The sequence below is a fragment of the Spirillospora sp. NPDC047279 genome (assembly GCF_040643285.1).
Classification (GTDB): Bacteria; Actinomycetota; Actinomycetes; order Streptosporangiales; family Streptosporangiaceae; genus Spirillospora.
Genome location: NZ_JBEYUA010000021.1, coordinates 85,886 through 104,047 on the forward strand (window position 1 = coordinate 85,886; position 18,162 = coordinate 104,047).

The window sequence follows — 18,162 nt, forward strand, 5'->3', positions numbered from 1 at the left end:
GTGCAGCCGGGGTTCAGGTCCCGGGGGCTTCGCCTCCGTCCAGGGCGTCGGCCAGGACGAGGCGCATGCCGGTGGCGTACAGCTCGGCCGGAACGCCCTCGGGGTCCAGCAGGTGCTGGAACGCCAGGCCGAAGTCGACGGCCATCGCCAGCGCCGCGCGCTGCTCGGTGTCGACCCCGTCGGCCGGGGACAGCCGCCGGGCGATCACCTCGCGGCGCTCGGCGTACCAGTCGGCGAGCCGCCAGCCCGCCGCGTAGTCGCGCATCCCGTACAGCCAGAACTCCACCAGCAGCAGCGCGAGCAGCCGCGCGTCGTCGCCGCCGAGGCGGCGCGCGTAGATCCGCCCGGCCTGCTCGAAACGTTCTCCGAGCGGCTTGGCGGCGTCGCGCAGCTCGTCGCAGATCTCGGTGCCGATGCGCTCGCGGGTGTAGCGCTCCAGCAAGGCGAGCAGCAGATCGGTCTTGCCCGCGAAGTTGGAGTAGACGGCCCCCTTGGTCAGCCCGGCCGCCGCGGCGACGTCGTCGAGCGACGCGCCGTGGATGCCGCGTTCGGCCCAGAGCTTCTCGGCGGCGCCGAGAAGCGCCGCCCGGGTGAGCTCGCGGCGTTCCTGGCGCCGCCGTCCCTTGCCGCCCGCGCCCGGTGCCGTCGCGGCGTCACCGCCCCCGCGCGGCCGCTGGCCGCCGCCCGGTCCGGCCGTCGGGTGCCCGCCGCTGGAGCGGGTGCCCGGATGCCCTGTTTCGTCGCTGCCGCTGGGTTCCACCTGGGCATTGATCATTACTTGTCGACCCCTCCTCGGGCACGATGCCATGACCCCGGGGACGCGCGGCAGCGAACGCCCGGGGGCAACGGCGTTTTCGGCTCTCCGCTTTCCGGAATACACCGAGAACTCATGGTCAATCCGGTTGTTGGCGAACAACCCAGGTTGAGGACGCTCTTAATGCATGGACTTGTCACTCCGATGATGAGAATTCGGAAAGTGTGGGTCACATCACCATAAGTAGCTCGTTACCTGCGGGTAGCGATGGATGTCCAGGTGGTCATAGTCTGCTGGCATGGCATCTCCGAAGGTCTCCGAGCGCACGCTCTCCACCGCGTTGATCGAGCGGCTGGCGTCCCACATCGTGGCCGACGGCGCCGACACCACCACCATCCCGGCACCCTTCACGGGGGAGACGCTCGCCACCCTCCCCGTCTCGGGCGCCAAGGACGTGCTCACGGCCTACGAGCGGGCCCGCGAGGCGCAGCGCGCCTGGGCGCGGCTGCCCGTCAGCGAGCGGGTCAAGCCGTTCCTGCGGCTGTCCGACGCACTGGTGGACCGGCGCGAGGAGATCCTCGACATCATCCAGCTGGAGACCGGCAAGGCCCGGCGGCACGCGCTCGAGGAGTTCCTCGACGTGGCGCTGTGCTCGCTCTACTACGCCCGGCGCGCCGGCAGGCTGCTCAAGCCGCACCGCCGCCAGGGCATGATGCCCGGCGTCACCCGCGTCCAGGAGGTGCGCCACCCCAAGGGGGTCGTCGCGCTGATCGCCCCCTGGAACTACCCGTTCTCGCTCGGCGCCAGCGACATCGCCCCCGCGCTGATGGCGGGCAACGCGGTGATCCACAAGCCCGACACCCAGACCTGCCTGTCCAGTTTGTGGGTGCTGGACCTGCTGGTCGCGCTCGGCCTGCCCAAGGACCTCTGGCAGATCGTCGTCGGCGACCCGGCCGAGGTCGGCGACCCGCTGATCGAGAACGCCGACTACGTCTCGTTCACCGGCTCCACCCGGGCCGGCCGCGCCATCACCGCCAAGGTCGCGCCGCGCCTGGTGAGCTACTCGATGGAGCTCGGCGGCAAGAACCCGATGATCGTGCTGGACGACGCCGACGTCGAGCGCACCGCGCGCGGCGCCGTCCGGGCCTGCTTCACCAACGCCGGCCAGCTGTGCATCTCGATCGAGCGCATGTACGTGCACGAGGACGTCTACGATCGATTCGTGCCCGCGTTCGTCGAGCAGGTCAGCGGCATGAAGCTCGGCACCGACCTGAGCTTCGAGGCCGAGATGGGCTCGCTGACGTTCCAGCGCCAGCTCGACGCCGTCTCCAAGCACGTCGACCAGGCGGTCGCGGAGGGCGCGACGGTCCTGGCGGGCGGCAAGGCGCGGCCCGACATCGGCCCGTGGTTCTACGAGCCGACCATCCTCACCGACGTCACCACCGACATGGACCTGTGCGCGAACGAGACGTTCGGCCCGGTCGTGTCGATCTACAAGTTCCGCGACGTGGACGAGGTCGTCGCCACGGCCAACGACACCGACTACGGCCTCAACGCCTCGGTGTGGACCAAGAACGTGGCCCGCGGCCGGGAGATCGCGTCCCGCATCCAGGCCGGCACGGTCAACATCAACGACGGCTACGGCGCCGCGTTCGCCTCCTACGACGCCCCGATGGGCGGCTTCAAGCAGTCCGGCGTGGGCCGCCGGCACGGCTCGGAGGGCATCCTCAAGTTCACCGAGGTGCAGACCATCGCCAGCCAGCACTTCATGGACCTCGAGCCGCCCGGCAAGGTCTCGTTCGACACGTTCGCGAACTTCATGGCCACCGGCGTGAAGCTCATGAAGCGGTTCCGGATCAAGTAGGGGCGCATGGCTCACGACTTCGACGTCCTCGTCATCGGCTCGGGGTTCGGCGGCAGCGTCTCGGCGCTGCGCCTCACCGAGAAGGGCTACAAGGTCGGGGTGATCGAGGCGGGGCGCCGCTTCGACACCGACCCCGGCGCCGGCCCGGGGTCGCGCTATCCCGAGCTGCCCAAGACCAACTGGAAGGTCTCGCGGTACGTGTGGGCGCCCGGCCTGGGGCTCACCGGGATGCAGCGCATCCACCTGATCCGCGGCGCCAAGTCCAGCCGGGTCATGGTGCTCGCGGGCGCCGGGGTCGGCGGCGGCTCGCTCAACTACGCCAACACGCTGTACGTGCCGCCCGCGCCGTTCTTCCAGGACCGCCAGTGGGCGCACATCACCGACTGGCAGGCCGAGCTGGCCCCGTACTACGACCAGGCGAGCCGGATGCTGGGCGTCGTCCAGAACCCGACGATCACCGACGCCGACCTGGAGATCAAGAAGGTCGCCGACCGGATGGGCAAGGGCGACACCTTCGTCCGCACGCCGGTCGGCGTGCACTTCGGCGAGGGTCCCGGCGTCGAGACCGACGACCCCTACTTCGGCGGCGCGGGACCGCGCCGGCGCGGCTGCGTCGAGTGCGGCGAGTGCATGGTCGGCTGCCGGCACGGCGCCAAGAACATGCTCACCGAGAACTACCTCTACCTGGCCGAGAAGGCCGGGGCCCGGGTGATGCCGCTCAGCCGCGTCACCCGCGTCAGCCCGCTGGCGGACGGGGGCTACGAGGTCGAGATCGTGCGCACCGGCTCGTTCGGACGCAACCGCAAGACCTTCACCACCGGGCAGGTGGTGTTCGCGGCCGGCACCTACGGCACGCAGAAACTGCTGCACAAGCTGAAGAAGACCGGCCTGCTGCCGCGCCTCTCCGACCGGCTCGGCACGCTCACGCGCACCAACTCCGAGGCGATCCTGGGGGCCGGGCGCAGGAACGGCGCGCGGGGCCCGGACTACTCCAAGGGCGTGGCGATCACCTCGTCGTTCCACCCGACGCCGGAGACCCACATCGAGCCCGTCCGCTACGGCAAGGGCTCCAACCTCATGGCCGGGCTCCAGACCCTGCTGGTGGACGGCGACCGGCCCGGCGAACGGCACCGGCCGCGGTTCCTGAAGTTCCTGCGCGAGGTCGCGCGGCGGCCCCAGGACCTGCTCCAGCTCTTCGACGTGCGGACCTGGTCCGAGCGCACGGTCATCGCGCTGGTCATGCAGACCCGCGACAACTCGATCACCCTGAAGCCCGAGAAGGGGCCGTTCGGCTGGGACGTGCGCGCCACCGACGGTCACGGCGAGCCCAACCCGACCTGGATCCCCGAGGGGCACGAGGCGTCCCGGCTGCTGGCCGAGGAGGTCGGCGGCATCGCGGGCGGCTCGTGGGGCGACCTGTTCGACATCCCGATGACCGCGCACTTCCTGGGCGGCTGCGTGATCGGCGACTCGGCCGAGACCGGCGTCATCGACCCGTACCACCGCGTCTACGGCCACCCGGGCCTGCACATCGTGGACGGCTCGGCGATCTCGGCCAACCTGGGCGTGAACCCGTCGCTCACGATCACCGCGCAGGCCGAGCGGGCCATGTCGCTCTGGCCCAACAAGGGCGAGGACGACGTGCGCCCGGAGCTGGGCGCGGCCTACCGGCGATTGACCGCCGTCGCTCCGAAGAACCCGGCCGTCCCGTCCGCCGCCCCGGCGGCGCTCCGCCTGCCCATCGTCGGCATCAGCTGATCCAGGCCCGCCGCTCCAGGCCCCGCCCGCTCCAGGCCCGCCGCTCCAGGCCCGCGTGATCGTGCGGGCATAGCGTGGCCTCCATGGACGTCGCCCACGAGGCCGCGCGGATCGAGAAGGAACTGCGGGCCCAGGCCGACCCGGTGCGGTCGGTGAACGAGAAGCGCTATCTCAAGAGCGACTTCGTGCACATCGGCGTGCCGATGGGCCCGCTGCGCAAGATCGCGGTCTCGGCCGTCCGCGCCGAGCCGGAACGTGCGAGCGTGCTGGCCCTCGCCCGCACGCTCTGGGAGGCGACCGAGGACGGCCGTCCCGTGCACGAGCTGCGGATGGCGGCCATCGAGGTGCTGGTGCGGCGCGCGGCGCTCCTCACGTCCGGCGACCTCGCCTTCGCGGAACGCCTGATCCGCGACTCGGCGGGCTGGGTGTACGTCGACTCCCTCGCCGAGAAGGTCGTCGGCGGCCTGGTGCGCCGGGATCCGGCGCTGGGCGCCGTGCTCGACCGGTGGGCGGCCGACCCGTACCTGTGGATCCGCCGCACGGCGCTGCTGGCGCTGCTGCCCGGCGTCCGGGCCAGCGAGCCCGACCTCGGCCGCGTCTCCGCCTTCGGTGACCTGCTGATCGGCGAACGCGAGTTCTTCATCCGCAAGGCGCTCGGCTGGGTGCTGCGCGAACTGACGAAGAAGGGGCAGGCCGGGTGGGTGCGCGACTGGGTCGCCGCACGGACCGACAGGATCTCCGGGGTGGCGATCCGCGAGGCCGTCCGGCGCCTGCCGCCCGCCGACGCCGAGCCGCTCCTGGCCGCCTACAAGGCCGGCGTTCAGGCCCGGTAGGCCGTCCAGGCCTTGTGCATGCGGGCACCCTGACCCGGGGTGAACTCGCTCATGCAGCTGTCCCAGCTGTAGTCCATGAAGTTGTGGACCGGGTCGCGGCCCGCCGCCGGGCAGGTGTCCTTGCTCTCCGGGCAGCCGTTGGTGGCCTCACGTTCGGGCGGGGTGTCGGAAACGCGGTCGCCGGGGCTCGCGCACCCGTCCTGGAACGGGTGGTAGAGGCCGAGCCAGTGCCCGACCTCGTGGGTGCCGCTGTATCCGCGGTTGAACCGTTCGATCGAGCCGCCCGGCATGCTGCCCAGATGGATCACCACGCCGTCCATCTTGGGGGCGTTCCGGTATTTCCACGGGAACGTCGACCAGCCGAGCAGTTCGTCGCCGAGGTCGGCGCTGTAGAGGTTGAGCGTCGTGGCGCCGCCGCGGTGCAGCCGCGCCTTGAAGGTCTCCTCGTACGCCTCGGGATCGCCGTACCAGGCGGCGTTGTCGGTGCGGGTGATCTTGCGCAGGCTGAACGTGAAGCGGGTGTCGGCGCCCCCGAGCCGCCCGCCGTAGCCGTCGTTGAGCACCGAGATCTGCCGCTGGACGGTGCGTGCCGGAACGTTGCCGCGCGTCCCGTCGTGCAGCACGTGGAAGTAGACCGGGATCGTCACCCGGGCCGGGGCCCGCCGCTTGGCGCGGCCCGTCTCGCCGGGGGCCGACTTCACGCCGAGCGCCCCGAGGAGCCCGTTGAGCTCGCGTTCGACGTTGACGACCTCGGTCGCGGAGAGCTCGTTGCGCTCGCGGGCGTGGTCGGCGCCGGGCCTGATCCGGGCGTCGGGCCGGGCGCACCCGCCGCCTCCGGGGAGCGCGGCGGTCGTGCCGGCGCCTCGCACCGCGGACGGTAGGGCGGAGATCTCGGGAACGGCGGGAACGGACGCGCTGACCAGGGCGGAAACGGCGACGGCGAGCAGCTTCACGTCGATCCTCGGGGTCGGGGCAGGCAACAACTTGAACGCATAGCGTGACCAATTGGTATCAGAGAGCTGCCGGGTGCCGGGCGCCGCAACACGAAACGCAAGCCGACCGTTACCGCCCGGATGCCCTCCGTGGCCGGTGTGAACGTGATGAGAAATACGCGCGGCGGCACTTCACAGTGACAGTCATCTGGCGTAAATAAATTACTTGCCGACATTCCGCTAGGAAGGTCCCTGCCAATGCCGATTCAGCACGTCATCGCCTATACCAGGCTTGCCGCTCGATTCGCCCGCGACGCCGCCGACGCGGGAGCGCAGCCGGACGAGGCGACGGCCGCCCTCGCGGCCAAGCGTGTCGTGCACGCGGCGTGCGCCGCCCACATGCATGCTCTCGGCGTGGTCGACCTGGCACCCGACGAGCCCGCCTCCACGCTGGAGGGCACCGCGCGCAGGCTCTCCGACCTGGCCACCGAGAGCGCGTGGGCGGCGCGCGCCATCGCCCTGGCCGTCGCCCACGCGGACCAGGGCGTCGCCTGCCAGGCCGCCGCCGACGCCCGCCGGGCGGCGCTCGCCGCGCTGGAGGCCGCCGAGACCGCGGAACGGCAGATCGTGGCCCCCGACTCGGTGCTGGGCCGGGAGGCCGCCGCCCTGGCCATGGAACGGGCCGCCGCCCACGCCGCCACCGACGTGGGCCTGCTGCACGCCAGGGAGGCCGCCGCGCGCATCGCCGCCGTCACCACCTGAGCACGGGAGGGTGGCGGTGCTTCTAGACTGGGACTTCTCCGCCGAACCCTGTTTGCCCTGCGAAAGGCGCTGTTGGTGTCCGTCGACCAGTCCTTTGACACCGTTCTCGTCGTCGATTTCGGCGCGCAGTACGCGCAGCTGATCGCGCGGCGGGTGCGCGAGTGTCACGTGTACAGCGAGATCGTCCCCTCCACGATGCCGGCGGCGGAGATGCTCGCGAAGAAGCCCAAGGCGATCATCCTGTCCGGCGGCCCGGCCTCGGTCTACGCGGAGGGCGCGCCGGTCGCCCCGGACGGGCTCTTCGACCTCGGCGTCCCCACGTTCGGCATCTGCTACGGCCACCAGGTGATGGCGCAGGCGCTCGGCGGCACGGTGGCCAACTCCGAGGTCGCCGAGTACGGCGGCGCCACGATCGCGGTCACCGAGCCGGGCGTGCTCTTCCACGACCTGCCGGTGCACCAGTCGGTCTGGATGTCGCACCGCGACTTCGTCAGCGAGGCGCCCGCGGGCTTCACCGTGACGGCGCGCACGGACGTCACGCCGGTGGCGGGCATGGAGGACACCGAGCGGGGCTTCTACGGCGTCCAGTTCCACCCGGAGGTGCTCCACACCGAGCACGGCATGGACCTGCTGCGGCGGTTCCTGTACGAGGGCGCGCGCTGCCGCCCCAACTGGACCATGGTCAACATCGCGGAGGAGTCGATCGAGGCGGTGCGCGCCCAGGTGGGCGGCAAACGCGCGATCTGCGGCCTGTCCGGCGGCGTCGACTCGGCGGTGGCCGCGGCGCTGGTGCAGCGGGCCATCGGAGACCAGCTCACCTGCGTCTTCGTCGACCACGGTCTGCTGCGCAAGGGCGAGGCCGAGCAGGTCGAGAAGGACTTCGTCGCCGCCACCGGCGTCAACCTGCACGTGGTCGACGCGCAGGAACGTTTCCTGACCGCGCTGGACGGGGTGACCGACCCCGAGGACAAGCGCAAGATCATCGGCCGCGAGTTCATCCGCGTCTTCGAGGAGGCGGCCAGGGAGATCGCCTTCGGCACCCGCGGCGAAGCGAGGAGTGCCGAAGGCGTGGTTGCCGGGGGCGCCGGGGGGTCGTCCCCCGGGACACGGCACGGCGAGGCGGCGTCCGAGCCGGTCGAGTTCCTCGTTCAGGGCACGCTCTACCCGGACGTGGTGGAGTCCGGGGGCGGCACCGGCGCGGCCAACATCAAGTCGCACCACAACGTCGGCGGGCTGCCCGACGACCTGCAGTTCAAGCTGGTCGAGCCGCTCCGGGCCCTGTTCAAGGACGAGGTGCGGGCGCTGGGCGAGCAGCTCGGCCTGCCCGCCGAGATCGTCTGGCGGCAGCCGTTCCCCGGGCCCGGGCTCGGCATCCGCATCATCGGCGCGGTGTCCAGGGAGCGCCTCGACATCCTGCGCGAGGCCGACGCGATCGCGCGCGAGGAGCTGACCCGGGCCGGGCTCGACCGCGAGATCTGGCAGTTCCCGGTCGTGCTGCTGGCCGACGTGCGCTCGGTCGGCGTCCAGGGCGACGGGCGCACCTACGGCCACCCGGTCGTGCTGCGGCCCGTCACCAGCGAGGACGCCATGACGGCCGACTGGGCCCGGCTCCCGTACGACGTCCTGCAGAAGATCTCGACCCGCATCACCAACGAGGTGCGCGAGATCAACCGCGTCACCGTCGACATCACCAGCAAGCCCCCCGGCACCATCGAGTGGGAATGATCCTCCCGCCGGTCGTGGGCATGTCTCCGTCCACCTGAGCGGCCACTTGCGCGACGCGGGGGCGTAGGTGAGCAGCTTGGCGCGGTGCTCCTCGGCCAGGGTGCCGGCCTTGGCCTCGGGCACGGCGATCGTGCCGCCGGCGCCGTCGGAGGTGTGGCAGGAACGCGAAGGCCCCGGCGGGGGAACACCGGAGGGTGCTCCTCGCCGGGGCCGGCGGGCCGCGGATCGTCAGACCCCGGCCATGAGGCTCTGGGCGTCGAGGGTGCTCTCGCCCTTGTTCCAGTTGCAGGGGCAGAGCTCGCCGGACTGGAGGGCGTCGAGGACCCGCAGGACCTCCGCGACGTTCCGGCCGACCGAGCCCGCGGTCACCGTGGCGAACTGGATCTCGTTGTTGGGGTCGACGATGAACGTGGCGCGCTGGGCGACGCCGTCCTCGGTGAGGATGCCGAGCTCCGAGGTCAGCTCGCGGTTGAGGTCCGAGAGCATCGGGAACGGCAGCTCGCGCAGGTCCGGGTGGTCCCTGCGCCAGGCGAAGTGCACGAACTCGTTGTCGGTGGAGGCGCCGAGGATCTGGGCGTCGCGCTCGGCGAAGTCGTCGTTCAGCCGGCCGAACTCGGCGATCTCGGTCGGACAGACGAAGGTGAAGTCCTTGGGCCAGAAGAACATCACCTTCCACTGGCCCTCGTAGGTCTTGTGGTTGATCGTCTCGAACGCCCGGCCGGCGTCGAGGGAGACGCAGGCGGTCAGTTCGTACTCGGGGAACTGGTCACCGACGGTCAGCACATGGGCTCCTTGGTCCGCGATCCGGAGGCGTCACTCGGTCATGGTGTCGTGACGCTCTGTGAACGCCGAGTGTAGGAGGAAACACCTCGGCGACCCGGCAATCGGCTCCGGTATCGTGAAAAGAGAAGGCGATCCATCTCTTTCCAGCGATCGGGGTTGGCTATCAGCAGGCCGACTGTCGCCCAGTTGCGGGCGTTCCTGGCGCTCGCCGAACACCTGCACTTCCGTGACGCCGCCGCCGCGTTGCGCATGAGCCAGCCGGCCCTGTCGGGCGCCGTCGCCGCCCTTGAGGACACCCTCGACACCCGCCTCGTCGAACGCACGACGCGCAAGGTCCTGCTGACCCCCGCCGGCGAACGGGTGGCCCGCCGCGCCGAGGTCGTCCTCGCCGAGCTCGACCGCCTGGTCGAGGAAGTGCGCTCCACCCGGGGCCCGCTCACCGGGCCGCTGCGCGTCGGGGTGATCCCGACCGTCGCCCCGTACCTGCTGCCCGTGGTCCTGCCCCGGCTCGCCACGGAGTTCCCCGACCTGGAGCTCTCCGTGCACGAGGAGCAGACCGAGGCCATCACCGCCGAGCTCCTCGCCGGCCGCCTCGACGTCGTCCTCCTGGCCCTGCCCGTCCCGGCCGCGGGCGTCACCGAGCTCGCCCTCTACGACGAGGACTTCGCCCTGGTCGCCCCCGCGTCGTCAGGCCTCGGCGACCCGGCCGCGCCGCTCGCCCGCACGGCGCTCGGCGAGCTCGACGTGATCCTGCTCAACGAGGGGCACTGCCTGCGCGACCAGGCCCTCGACGTCTGCCGCGAGGCCGGTGCCAAGGCCGCCGCCGCGACCTACGCCACCAGCCTGGCCACCCTCGTCCAGCTGGTGTCCGGCGGCCTGGGCGTCACGCTCGTCCCGGAGACCGCGCTCCCGGTGGAGACGCGGCGGGCCGCCGGGTTGTCGGTGCACCGCTTCACCGCGCCCGCGCCGCACCGCCGCATCGGCCTCGGCTTCCGTGCCACCTCGCCGCGCGCCGCCGACTTCGCGTCCCTGGCCGGGAGCATCCGCGCCGCGGTCGCGGACGGCACCACCGGCGTCCGGGTCCATCCGGGGTGAGCGTCGGCTCCGCCTCTCGCACCGGCAAAGACTTCGCCGCGCTCGCTCGCCAGTCGGTAAGCGACCCGGTAAAGGAGCAGCGTGCCGCCTGGCGCTGCGCTTCACTCCTGCAGACGCGGGCCCGGGCCGGCAGAGGCCGGGACGCATCGAGGTGAGGCGAGGTGAGGGCGATGACGACGGCGACCGGCCACCGGAACGCCGAGCTCGAGGAGGTCTGGGCGCGCGACGAGGAGATCAGGCTCGTCGGCACGCTGGACCCGTCGATCCTGGTCGACCGGGCCTGGACCCTGCGCCTGACCCCGCGCGATCCGGCGCCGCCGCGGTCACGGCGGGTCCGGGCGATCCACACGTTCGGCCGGGCCCGGCTGAGGTTCTGGCGCACGCCCGGCCCCTTCGCCGTCGCGGTCTCGGGCGCGGCGTTCGAGGCGACCGTGCCGGTCGACTTCCTGCGCCCGCCGATGCCCGTCATCGCCGCGGCCTGGGACCTCCACCTCGTCTCCGCGTACATGGGCGCCCCGGTCGAGCTGCGGCCCGGCCGCTACACCGGCGTCCCGGTCAGGGCACAGGCGATCACCTACCCCTGGCAGCGCGGCGACGGCCGCCGGGCGTTCACGGTACGGCCGGTCCACGGGCCCGACGGCGCCCTCTCCATCGAAGGCCGCCGCGTCCGATGAGGATCACCTACGTTCTCCTGCACGCGTACGGCATGGGCGGCACGATCCGGACGGTCGTCAACCAGGCCAACGCCATGGCCGCCGCGGGGCACGAGGTGCATCTCGCCAGCCTCGTCCGGCGCCGCGCGACCGCCCACTTCGCCCTCGACGAGCGTGTGCGCGTCGTCGACATCACCGACCGGCGCCGGGACGCCCCGGCCGTGCCGCGGCCCCGCGCCGCCGCGCCCGGCGCGGGCGACGAGCCGGGGACGGAGGTGCCGCCCGGCGAGGCCGCCAAGGACGTGTTCACCCGGGCGGTCGAGGACGCCTTCATCGACTACCTGCGGAGCCTGGACGAGGGCGTGCTCGTCACCACGCGCCCCGGCCTCAACCTGCTGGCCGCGCGGCACGCGCCGGAACGGCTCGTCCGGGTCGCCCAGGACCACATGCACCTCGGCCGGTACAAGCCGGAGGTGCGCGCGGCGATCGTCCGGGACTACCCGCGCCTGGACGCCGTGGTGTCGCTGACCCGCAAGGACCAGGCCGAGTACGAGCGGGCGCTGGCCGGACGGGTCAGGACCGCGCAGATCCCCAACCCGCTCCACACCCTCGACGTGCCGCAGACGGGCCACGAGAGCACCGTGGTCGTCGCCGCGGGCAGGCTCACCGCCCAGAAGGGCTTCCACCTGCTCGTCCCGGCGTTCGCCCAGGTGGTGGAGCGGCACCCCGGCTGGCGCCTGCACATCCACGGCTCGGGCAAGGCCGAGCCCCGCCTGCGGCGCCTGATCCACCGGCACCACCTCTACAACCACGTCTTCCTGATGGGCCCGAGCAAGAACCTCGACCGGGAGCTGTCCAAGGCGTCGGTCTACGTCCTGAGCTCCCGGTTCGAGGGCTTCCCGATGATCCTGCTGGAGGCGCTCAACTGCGGCCTCCCGGTGGCGAGCTTCGACTGCCCCACCGGCCCCGGCGAGATCATCGTGGACGGGGAGAACGGGCTGCTCGTCCCGCACGAGGACGGCGACGCCCTGGCGGCGGCGATCTCGCGGCTGATCGAGGACGAGGGGCTCCGCCGCACTCTCGGCGCCGCGGCCCGGACGACGGCCGCCCAGTACGGCCCCGAGACCGTCCGGCGCCGCTGGGAGATGTTGTTCGCCCACCTCCTGGAGGAGAAGGAGCTGGCGATGTCCGATCCGGGCCCCGGCCCGCGTAGATCGAGGCACGCGTAGGTCAAGTCTGGGTCAGGCAACATGCTGGCAATCGCGATGCACGTCCGGCGGTTGACCTGCTTTCACCATGCTGAAAGGCATGCCGAAGGTCAGCGTCATCGTTCCCGTCTACAACGTCGCGCCCTACGTCGAGGACTGTCTGGAGTCGCTCGCGGCACAGACCCTCGAGGACATCGAGGTCGTGGTGGTCGACGACGGCTCGACCGACGACGGCGGCGCCATCGTGGCCCGCTTCGCCGCCGGCGATCCGCGCTTCACGGTCGTCACCAAGGAGAACGCCGGGCTGGGCGCCGCGCGCAACACCGGTATCGACCGCGCCACCGGGGAGTTCCTGGCGTTCCTCGACAGCGACGACCTCCTGCCGCCGTACGCGCTGGAGTACATGGCGGCGACGCTGGACCGGACCGGTTCGGACTTCGCCACCGGCAACGTGCGCCGGTTCGACGCGCTGGGCCCGACGCCGTCGCCGATGCACCAGAAGATCTTCCGTACCACCGCGCTGCGCACGCACGTCACCGGCGAGGACCGGCTGCTCGCCGACCGCCTCGTCACCAACAAGCTGTGGCGCCGGAGCTTCTGGGACGCGCAGGGGCTGCGGTTCCCCGAAGGGGTGCTGCACGAGGACATCGTGGTCGCGCTCACCGGCCATTTCTCCGCGACCGCGGTCGACATGCTGAAGGCCCCGGTCTACCTGTGGCGGATCCGTCCGAACGAGGACAAGTCCATCACCCAGGACCGCACCGCCGACCACGCCCTGGAGCACCGGGTCAAGGCCGTCGAGGGGGTGGGCTCGTTCCTGGCGGAGCGCGGGATGGACGCGGACAAGCGGCGCTGGGAGCTCACCGTCGTCGGCGACGACCTGCGGCTGTTCCTCCAGGTCCTCGACTCGGGTGACGAGGCCTACCGGGAACGGTTCCTCGACCAGGCCAACGCCTACCTCGACGGCACCGATCTGAGCGTGCTCGACGACCTGCCCGCCATCGAACGGCTGAAGTGGCATCTCGTGCGCCGGCGCCTCATGCCCGAGCTGCTGGAGGTCCTGAAGTTCCAGAAGAGCCGGGAGATGGCCGGCTGCGGCGTGGTCCGGCGGGGCCGCCGCTACTACGGCAACTACCCCTACCTGGACGATCCCGCGGTCGGGGTGCCGCTGGAGATCTACCGGCTCCAGGAGGAGATCAGGCTCCGGCAGAAGGTGACGTCGGTCCGGTGGGAGAACGGCAGGCTGCTCGTCGAGGGGCGCGCCGTCCTCAAGCACCTCAAGCCGGACCGGCGCTGGAAGCACCAGGTGCTCGCCTGGCTGGTCTGCGAGGAGACGGGCCGCCGCGTCCCGGTGCCCGCGACGCTGCGCAGGCGCACCACCCCCGGCCCCGCCGGGACGGCCAAGCGGCGCCACGACTGGGGCGGATACCGGATCACCATCGACCCCCGGCGGCTGACGTCGGGCCGGTCGGGCCGCACCTGGCGCCTGGACATCTGGGTGCTCAACCGCGGCGTGCTGCGCAAGGACGAGCTGGGCGCGCCGCAGACGGGCGAGGTCCAGCGGCCCGAACGGCACCAGACCGCGGACGGCCTCTGGGTGTGCCCCGAGTGGTCCGAGAACGGGCGGCTGCGCCTGCGGGTCGAACGGCACGGCGCCGAGGTGCAGCGGCTGGCGTTCGTGGACGGCGAGGTGGAGCTCTCCGGCGTTCTCGAGCCGGGGCTCCGCGACGCGACCCACCTCGTCCTGACGCGCAGCCCCGGCGGCGACCCGCACCGGTATCCGCTGCTGCGCGAGGACAGGCCCGGGACCAGGCCGGGCAAGGCCGCGAAGGCGGACACGTTCCAGGTCCGGATCCCGCTGGCCGACCTCTGGCCGCGGCGGCGGCCGTCGTTCACGCCGATGAGCGGTGAGGCGCTCGCGTTCGGCGACGGCACGACGTGGACCGCCGAGGTCGAGACGCCGGACGGGGAGACGACCCTGGTCCGGCTGGTCGACGGGGTGCCGAGGCCGCGCCACCGGGACGGGCTCCGTGAGATCGCCGTGCACGCCAACGTCCGCTCGCAGGGTGGCCTGGAGTTCCGCGAACGGGCGATCTGCCCGCTCATCGACACCGCCCGCTGGACCGCCGACGGGCGGCTCGTCCTCGGCGGCGACCTGCCGGTGCCGCCGGAGGTGCCGGTCTCGTTCGTGTTCGCCGCCACCGGCCGCACCGAGGAGGTCGGTGTCCCGGTCGGCCGGGCCGGGCAACGTTTCACCGTCGAGTTCGACCCCGCCGCCGTGACCTCGCTCGCCGGCGCGCTGCCGCTGCCCAAGGGCAACTACCGGCTGGCCGTCCGCGTGCACGACGGCGAGACCGAGTCGTTCGTCCGGGCCCAGGCGGGCGCGGACCTCTTCGCCTCGCTGCCCGCCGAGCACGAGACCGGCGGGCGCACGTTCACGCTGATCGACGTGCGCGGCGAGGACCTGATGTTGCGGGCGAGCAACGACCTCCGCCCGGCCGAGCGCAGCCGCGCCTCGCGGATCGAGCTGCGCGACGAGATCTACCCGCGGCTCCGGCACGAGCCGCTGCGCCCCTGGGCGTTGTTCGAGAGCTACTTCGGCCGCCAGTACTCCGACAGCCCGCGCGCGATCCTGGAGGAGCTGCGCCGCCGCGACGCGCCGTACGAGTTCCTCTGGATCGTCGACAACGGCCAGGCCGAGGTGCCCGAGGGCGTCACCGTGGTGCGCCGGCTGAGCCGCGAGTACTTCGAGGCCCTCGCCCGCGCGGAGTTCATCGTCAGCAACTCGCACCTGCCGATGTGGTTCGAGCGGCGGCCGGAGCAGAAGGTCCTGCAGACCTGGCACGGCGCCACGCTCAAGCGGATCGGCTTCGACATCGAGCGGGTGCAGTTCGCGACCCGCAACTACCACGAGAAGCTCGCCACCGAGGTGGGCCAGTGGACGCACCTCATCTCGCCGAGCCCGTGGTGCACGCCCATCCTGGAACGCGCGTTCCGGTTCGAGGGGAGGACGCTCGAGACGGGATACCCGCGCAACGACATCTTCTTCGCGCCCGAGCAGGAGGAGATCAAGGAGCGGGTGCGGCGCCGCATCGGCCTGCCCGAGGGCAAGAAGGTCGTCCTGTACGCGCCGACCTGGCGGGACGACAAGTTCTACCGGCGCGGCAAGTACCGCCTCGACCTCCAGCTGGACCTGGAGGAGATGTGGCGGCGCCTCGGCGACGACCACGTCCTGCTGGTCCGGCGCCACCCGAACATCGTCGACCGGGTGCCCGAGGTCGGCACCGACTTCGTCTTCGACGTCTCGGTCTATCCGGAGATGCAGGAGCTGCTGCTGATCTCCGACGTGCTCGTCACCGACTACTCCTCGGTGATGTTCGACTTCGCGATCACGCGGCGGCCGATGGTGTTCTTCACCTACGACCTGGAGACGTACCGGGACACGCTGCGCGGCTTCTACTTCGACTTCGAGGCGGAGGCGCCCGGCCCGCTGCTGCGCACCTCGGCCGAGGTCATCGACGCGCTCGTGGGGATCGACGACGTGGCGGCCGACCACGCCGGCGCCTACCAGGCGTTCGTCGACACGCACTGCCCGCTGGACGACGGCAAGGCGACGATCCGCGTGGTCGAGCGGGTCTTCGGCGCCTGACGCCGGGCCTTCGGTCCGCCGAGCCTTCGGTTCGCCGAGCCTTCGGTTCGCCGGGCCTCCGGTCGGCCGGGGCTCCGGTCGGCCGGAGCTCCGGCGGACCGGAGGTCAGTGCCGGGCGGCGCGCCGCCTGCGCGCTCCCCGGCGCCGGTGCGCCGGGGGGCGGGCGAACACCCAGCGGTCGAGCGCGGTGAAGCGGAACGCCGTCGTCAGCGCCGCGCCGGCGACCAGGGCGGCGGCCTCGGCGCCGAGGCCGGCACCCGCCGGGATCAGCAGCACGGCGCCCGAGGTCGAGGCGTAGGTGAGCAGGAACAGCATCGCCGCGCGCGACAACACCCGGAGAGGCGAGCCGGCCGGACGGCGGAAGGTCCAGCGCCGGTTGGCCTCGGCGTTGGGGAAGAACGCGAGCGCGGCGGCCACGAGGTTGGCCGCCGCGGGCTCCCACCACGTCCGGAGCAGCAGGTACGAGGCGAGGTGCGCGTCCGCCGACGCGATGCCGATCAGCGCGAACGGCAGGAGCTTGGCCAGCCGCGTGCCCCGTCCCGACAGGGCGGGGGCGGACGGCCAGCGGCGGGCCCGGGAGGAGCGGCGGGGGATGGCTCCCCGCCCGGTCGAGATCTCCCGGGCCGTCCGGAGGACCCCCTTGACGTTCTGGACGACGAGCCGGGCCACGCCGTCGCGCGAGCCGGGGTCGTCCTCCCAGCCGACCGGGACCTCGTGGATCCGCAGCCCGTTGTACTCGCCCAGCAGGAGCAGTTCGGTGTCGAAGAACCAGCCGTCGTCGGCCACCCGCGGCAGGAGCGTGTGCGCGACGTCCGACCGCGCCGCCTTGAACCCGCACGCCGCGTCGGTGCTCCGGGTGTCGAACGCCAGCCTCAGCAGCGCGTTGTAGGCGCGCGAGACCGCCGCCCGGCGCCACCGCCGGGCGGCCCGGGTGCCCGGGGACAGCCGGCTGCCGACCGCGATCTCGGAGTGGCCGCCGGCGAGCGGGGCCACCAGGCGCGGCAGCGCGCTCGGGCCGGTGGAAAGGCCGGCGTCCATGTAGGCGACGATGTCGGCCGGGCTGTCGAGCCAGGCCGCGCGGACCGCCGCCCCCTTGCCCTGCCGCTCGATGCGCCGCACGTGCACGCCGTCGAGCATCGTCGCGAGCCAGATGGCGACCGACCAGGTGGCGTCGGTGCTGCCGGCGTCGACGATCGTGATGCGCCAGGGCAGCGGGAACGAGCGGCTCAGGAACTCGTGCAGGGCGCGGACGCACCCTTCGAGGGCCCGTTCGCCGTTGCGGACGGGAATCGCGATGTCGACGGACGCCGGCCGTTCGGCCGTCCGCTCGATCTGGCTTGCCCGCATCGCCTCTCACCCCCGCTTTGCCATCTTCGGACGCGGCGGTGCCGGGAGGCCCGGAATCTAGCCCCCGATGGCCGACTATTGCATATTCATTGGGATCTGATTCAACAGAGCTCCCCTTAGGCTGTCCTGGTCGCAGTGGAAGTCGCCATGGAAAGGGGAGGGTGTGCGCCGTTTCAGTGGCTCGTCCAAGCGGATCGCCGACCTCGTTCGTGATTTCTCCAGATTTGGTCTGGTCGGGGCGTGTGCCCTTTCCGTTGATCTGGGCCTGACCTACGCGCTCAAGTTCTATGTCGGGCTCGGCCCGCTCACCTCCAAGACGGCCGCCACCGTGCTGGCCACGCTGGTCGCCTACTTCGGCAACAGGCACTGGACCTGGCGGGACCGGGCGCATCGCGGGTTCTCCAGGGAGTGCTCGCTGTTCTTCGCCTTCAACGGCGCCGGCCTGCTGATCTCGCTGGGCTGCATCGGATTCACCGAGTACGCGCTCGGCCTGCACGACAAGGTCAGCTTCACCGTCGCCAACCTCGTCGGCCTGGGGCTCGGCACGTTGTTCAGGTTCACCTGCTACAGCCGCTGGGTCTTCGTCCCGCCCACCGCGGAAACGGCCCCGGAGCCGGCGGCGCGGCAGGCGCCCAGTGCCCCGGCGGCGGCCCTTCCGGCCACCGCGGTCGACGCCTGAAAAGGGCGTTACCGGTCATTGACCGCCATTCTGGATGATGGGTGTAATGGGCTTTCCAGGAGTCTTCAACGTTCGGTCAATGAATGAAGATTGCGGAGCTCAAGTAATGGCGTGCCGGAT

14 protein-coding genes are annotated in these 18,162 nt (G+C 71.9%); 10 read left to right on the top strand and 4 right to left on the bottom strand.

Annotation, left to right across the window (positions count from 1 at the left end):
- Positions 1 to 13: 13 nt before the first annotated feature.
- Complete coding sequence (locus ABZ810_RS39685) at positions 14 to 760, bottom strand: TetR/AcrR family transcriptional regulator (RefSeq protein ID WP_358412063.1); 747 nt, start codon at positions 758 to 760, stop codon at positions 14 to 16.
- A 292-nt stretch (positions 761 to 1,052) separates the two neighbouring features.
- On the opposite strand from ABZ810_RS39685, the gene ABZ810_RS39690 reads away from it, so the two are divergent.
- The 3 genes from ABZ810_RS39690 to ABZ810_RS39700 all read left to right on the top strand — a co-directional run bounded on the left by ABZ810_RS39690 (position 1,053) and on the right by ABZ810_RS39700 (position 5,209).
- Entirely contained in the window at positions 1,053 to 2,618 is a 1,566-nt protein-coding gene (locus ABZ810_RS39690) for a succinic semialdehyde dehydrogenase (RefSeq protein ID WP_358412064.1), read from the top strand.
- Between the two features lie 6 nt (positions 2,619 to 2,624).
- The gene (locus ABZ810_RS39695; RefSeq protein WP_358412065.1) at positions 2,625 to 4,376 is read left to right on the top strand and encodes a GMC family oxidoreductase; all 1,752 of its coding nucleotides are present in this window, start codon (positions 2,625 to 2,627) and stop codon (positions 4,374 to 4,376) included.
- An 83-nt stretch (positions 4,377 to 4,459) separates the two neighbouring features.
- Entirely contained in the window at positions 4,460 to 5,209 is a 750-nt protein-coding gene (locus tag ABZ810_RS39700) for a DNA alkylation repair protein (protein ID WP_358412066.1), read from the top strand.
- Here ABZ810_RS39700 and ABZ810_RS39705 read toward each other — a convergent pair.
- Positions 5,197 to 6,162 (bottom strand): zinc metalloprotease, encoded by a 966-nt coding sequence (locus ABZ810_RS39705; RefSeq protein ID WP_358412067.1) that lies wholly within the window; start codon positions 6,160 to 6,162, stop codon positions 5,197 to 5,199. The two genes, ABZ810_RS39700 and ABZ810_RS39705, sit on opposite strands and share 13 nt — an antisense overlap.
- A gap of 237 nt (positions 6,163 to 6,399) precedes the next feature.
- Here ABZ810_RS39705 and ABZ810_RS39710 point away from each other — a divergent pair, with 237 nt between their 5' ends.
- Both ABZ810_RS39710 and guaA read left to right on the top strand, forming a co-directional pair.
- Complete coding sequence (locus tag ABZ810_RS39710) at positions 6,400 to 6,903, top strand: hypothetical protein (RefSeq protein WP_358412068.1); 504 nt, start codon at positions 6,400 to 6,402, stop codon at positions 6,901 to 6,903.
- Positions 6,904 to 6,972: 69 nt separating this feature from the next.
- On the top strand, positions 6,973 to 8,628 hold the full coding sequence (gene guaA, locus ABZ810_RS39715; protein ID WP_358412136.1) for a glutamine-hydrolyzing GMP synthase: 1,656 nt from the start codon (positions 6,973 to 6,975) through the stop codon (positions 8,626 to 8,628).
- Positions 8,629 to 8,856: 228 nt separating this feature from the next.
- On the opposite strand, the gene ABZ810_RS39720 is transcribed toward guaA, so the two are convergent.
- Positions 8,857 to 9,411 (bottom strand): peroxiredoxin, encoded by a 555-nt coding sequence (locus tag ABZ810_RS39720; protein ID WP_358412069.1) that lies wholly within the window; start codon positions 9,409 to 9,411, stop codon positions 8,857 to 8,859.
- Positions 9,412 to 9,597: 186 nt separating this feature from the next.
- On the opposite strand from ABZ810_RS39720, the gene ABZ810_RS39725 reads away from it, so the two are divergent.
- From ABZ810_RS39725 to ABZ810_RS39740, 4 genes are all read left to right on the top strand, one after another.
- Positions 9,598 to 10,506 carry a LysR substrate-binding domain-containing protein gene (locus ABZ810_RS39725; RefSeq protein WP_358412070.1) on the top strand — a complete coding sequence of 303 codons (909 nt, stop codon included), beginning with the start codon at positions 9,598 to 9,600 and terminating at the stop codon, positions 10,504 to 10,506.
- A 170-nt stretch (positions 10,507 to 10,676) separates the two neighbouring features.
- Positions 10,677 to 11,180 (top strand): hypothetical protein, encoded by a 504-nt coding sequence (locus ABZ810_RS39730; RefSeq protein ID WP_358412071.1) that lies wholly within the window; start codon positions 10,677 to 10,679, stop codon positions 11,178 to 11,180.
- Positions 11,177 to 12,388 (top strand): glycosyltransferase family 4 protein, encoded by a 1,212-nt coding sequence (locus ABZ810_RS39735; protein WP_358412072.1) that lies wholly within the window; start codon positions 11,177 to 11,179, stop codon positions 12,386 to 12,388. Before ABZ810_RS39730 ends, ABZ810_RS39735 begins: the two co-directional genes overlap by 4 nt.
- A 79-nt stretch (positions 12,389 to 12,467) precedes the next feature.
- On the top strand, positions 12,468 to 16,016 hold the full coding sequence (locus tag ABZ810_RS39740; RefSeq protein WP_358412073.1) for a CDP-glycerol glycerophosphotransferase family protein: 3,549 nt from the start codon (positions 12,468 to 12,470) through the stop codon (positions 16,014 to 16,016).
- A 105-nt stretch (positions 16,017 to 16,121) separates the two neighbouring features.
- Here the strand turns inward: ABZ810_RS39740 and ABZ810_RS39745 are convergent, their stop codons facing one another.
- On the bottom strand, positions 16,122 to 17,363 hold the full coding sequence (locus tag ABZ810_RS39745) for a glycosyltransferase (protein WP_358412074.1): 1,242 nt from the start codon (positions 17,361 to 17,363) through the stop codon (positions 16,122 to 16,124).
- Between the two features lie 163 nt (positions 17,364 to 17,526).
- Between ABZ810_RS39745 and ABZ810_RS39750 the strand changes: the two genes are divergently transcribed.
- Positions 17,527 to 18,042, top strand: coding sequence for a GtrA family protein (locus ABZ810_RS39750; RefSeq protein ID WP_358412075.1), 516 nt, complete (start codon positions 17,527 to 17,529; stop codon positions 18,040 to 18,042).
- Positions 18,043 to 18,162 lie beyond the last annotated feature (120 nt).

Excerpts from the sequence above, each read along its gene's own strand:
- ABZ810_RS39690 (WP_358412064.1), top strand. The coding sequence starts at position 1,053 with ATGGCATCTCCGAAGGTCTCCGAGCGCACGCTCTCCACCGCGTTGATC.
- ABZ810_RS39695 (WP_358412065.1), top strand. The coding sequence starts at position 2,625 with ATGGCTCACGACTTCGACGTCCTCGTCATCGGCTCGGGGTTCGGCGGC.
- ABZ810_RS39700 (WP_358412066.1), top strand. The coding sequence starts at position 4,460 with ATGGACGTCGCCCACGAGGCCGCGCGGATCGAGAAGGAACTGCGGGCC.
- ABZ810_RS39710 (WP_358412068.1), top strand. The coding sequence starts at position 6,400 with ATGCCGATTCAGCACGTCATCGCCTATACCAGGCTTGCCGCTCGATTC.
- ABZ810_RS39730 (WP_358412071.1), top strand. The coding sequence starts at position 10,677 with ATGACGACGGCGACCGGCCACCGGAACGCCGAGCTCGAGGAGGTCTGG.
- ABZ810_RS39735 (WP_358412072.1), top strand. The coding sequence starts at position 11,177 with ATGAGGATCACCTACGTTCTCCTGCACGCGTACGGCATGGGCGGCACG.
- ABZ810_RS39740 (WP_358412073.1), top strand. The coding sequence starts at position 12,468 with ATGCCGAAGGTCAGCGTCATCGTTCCCGTCTACAACGTCGCGCCCTAC.
- ABZ810_RS39745 (WP_358412074.1), bottom strand. The coding sequence starts at position 17,363 with ATGCGGGCAAGCCAGATCGAGCGGACGGCCGAACGGCCGGCGTCCGTC.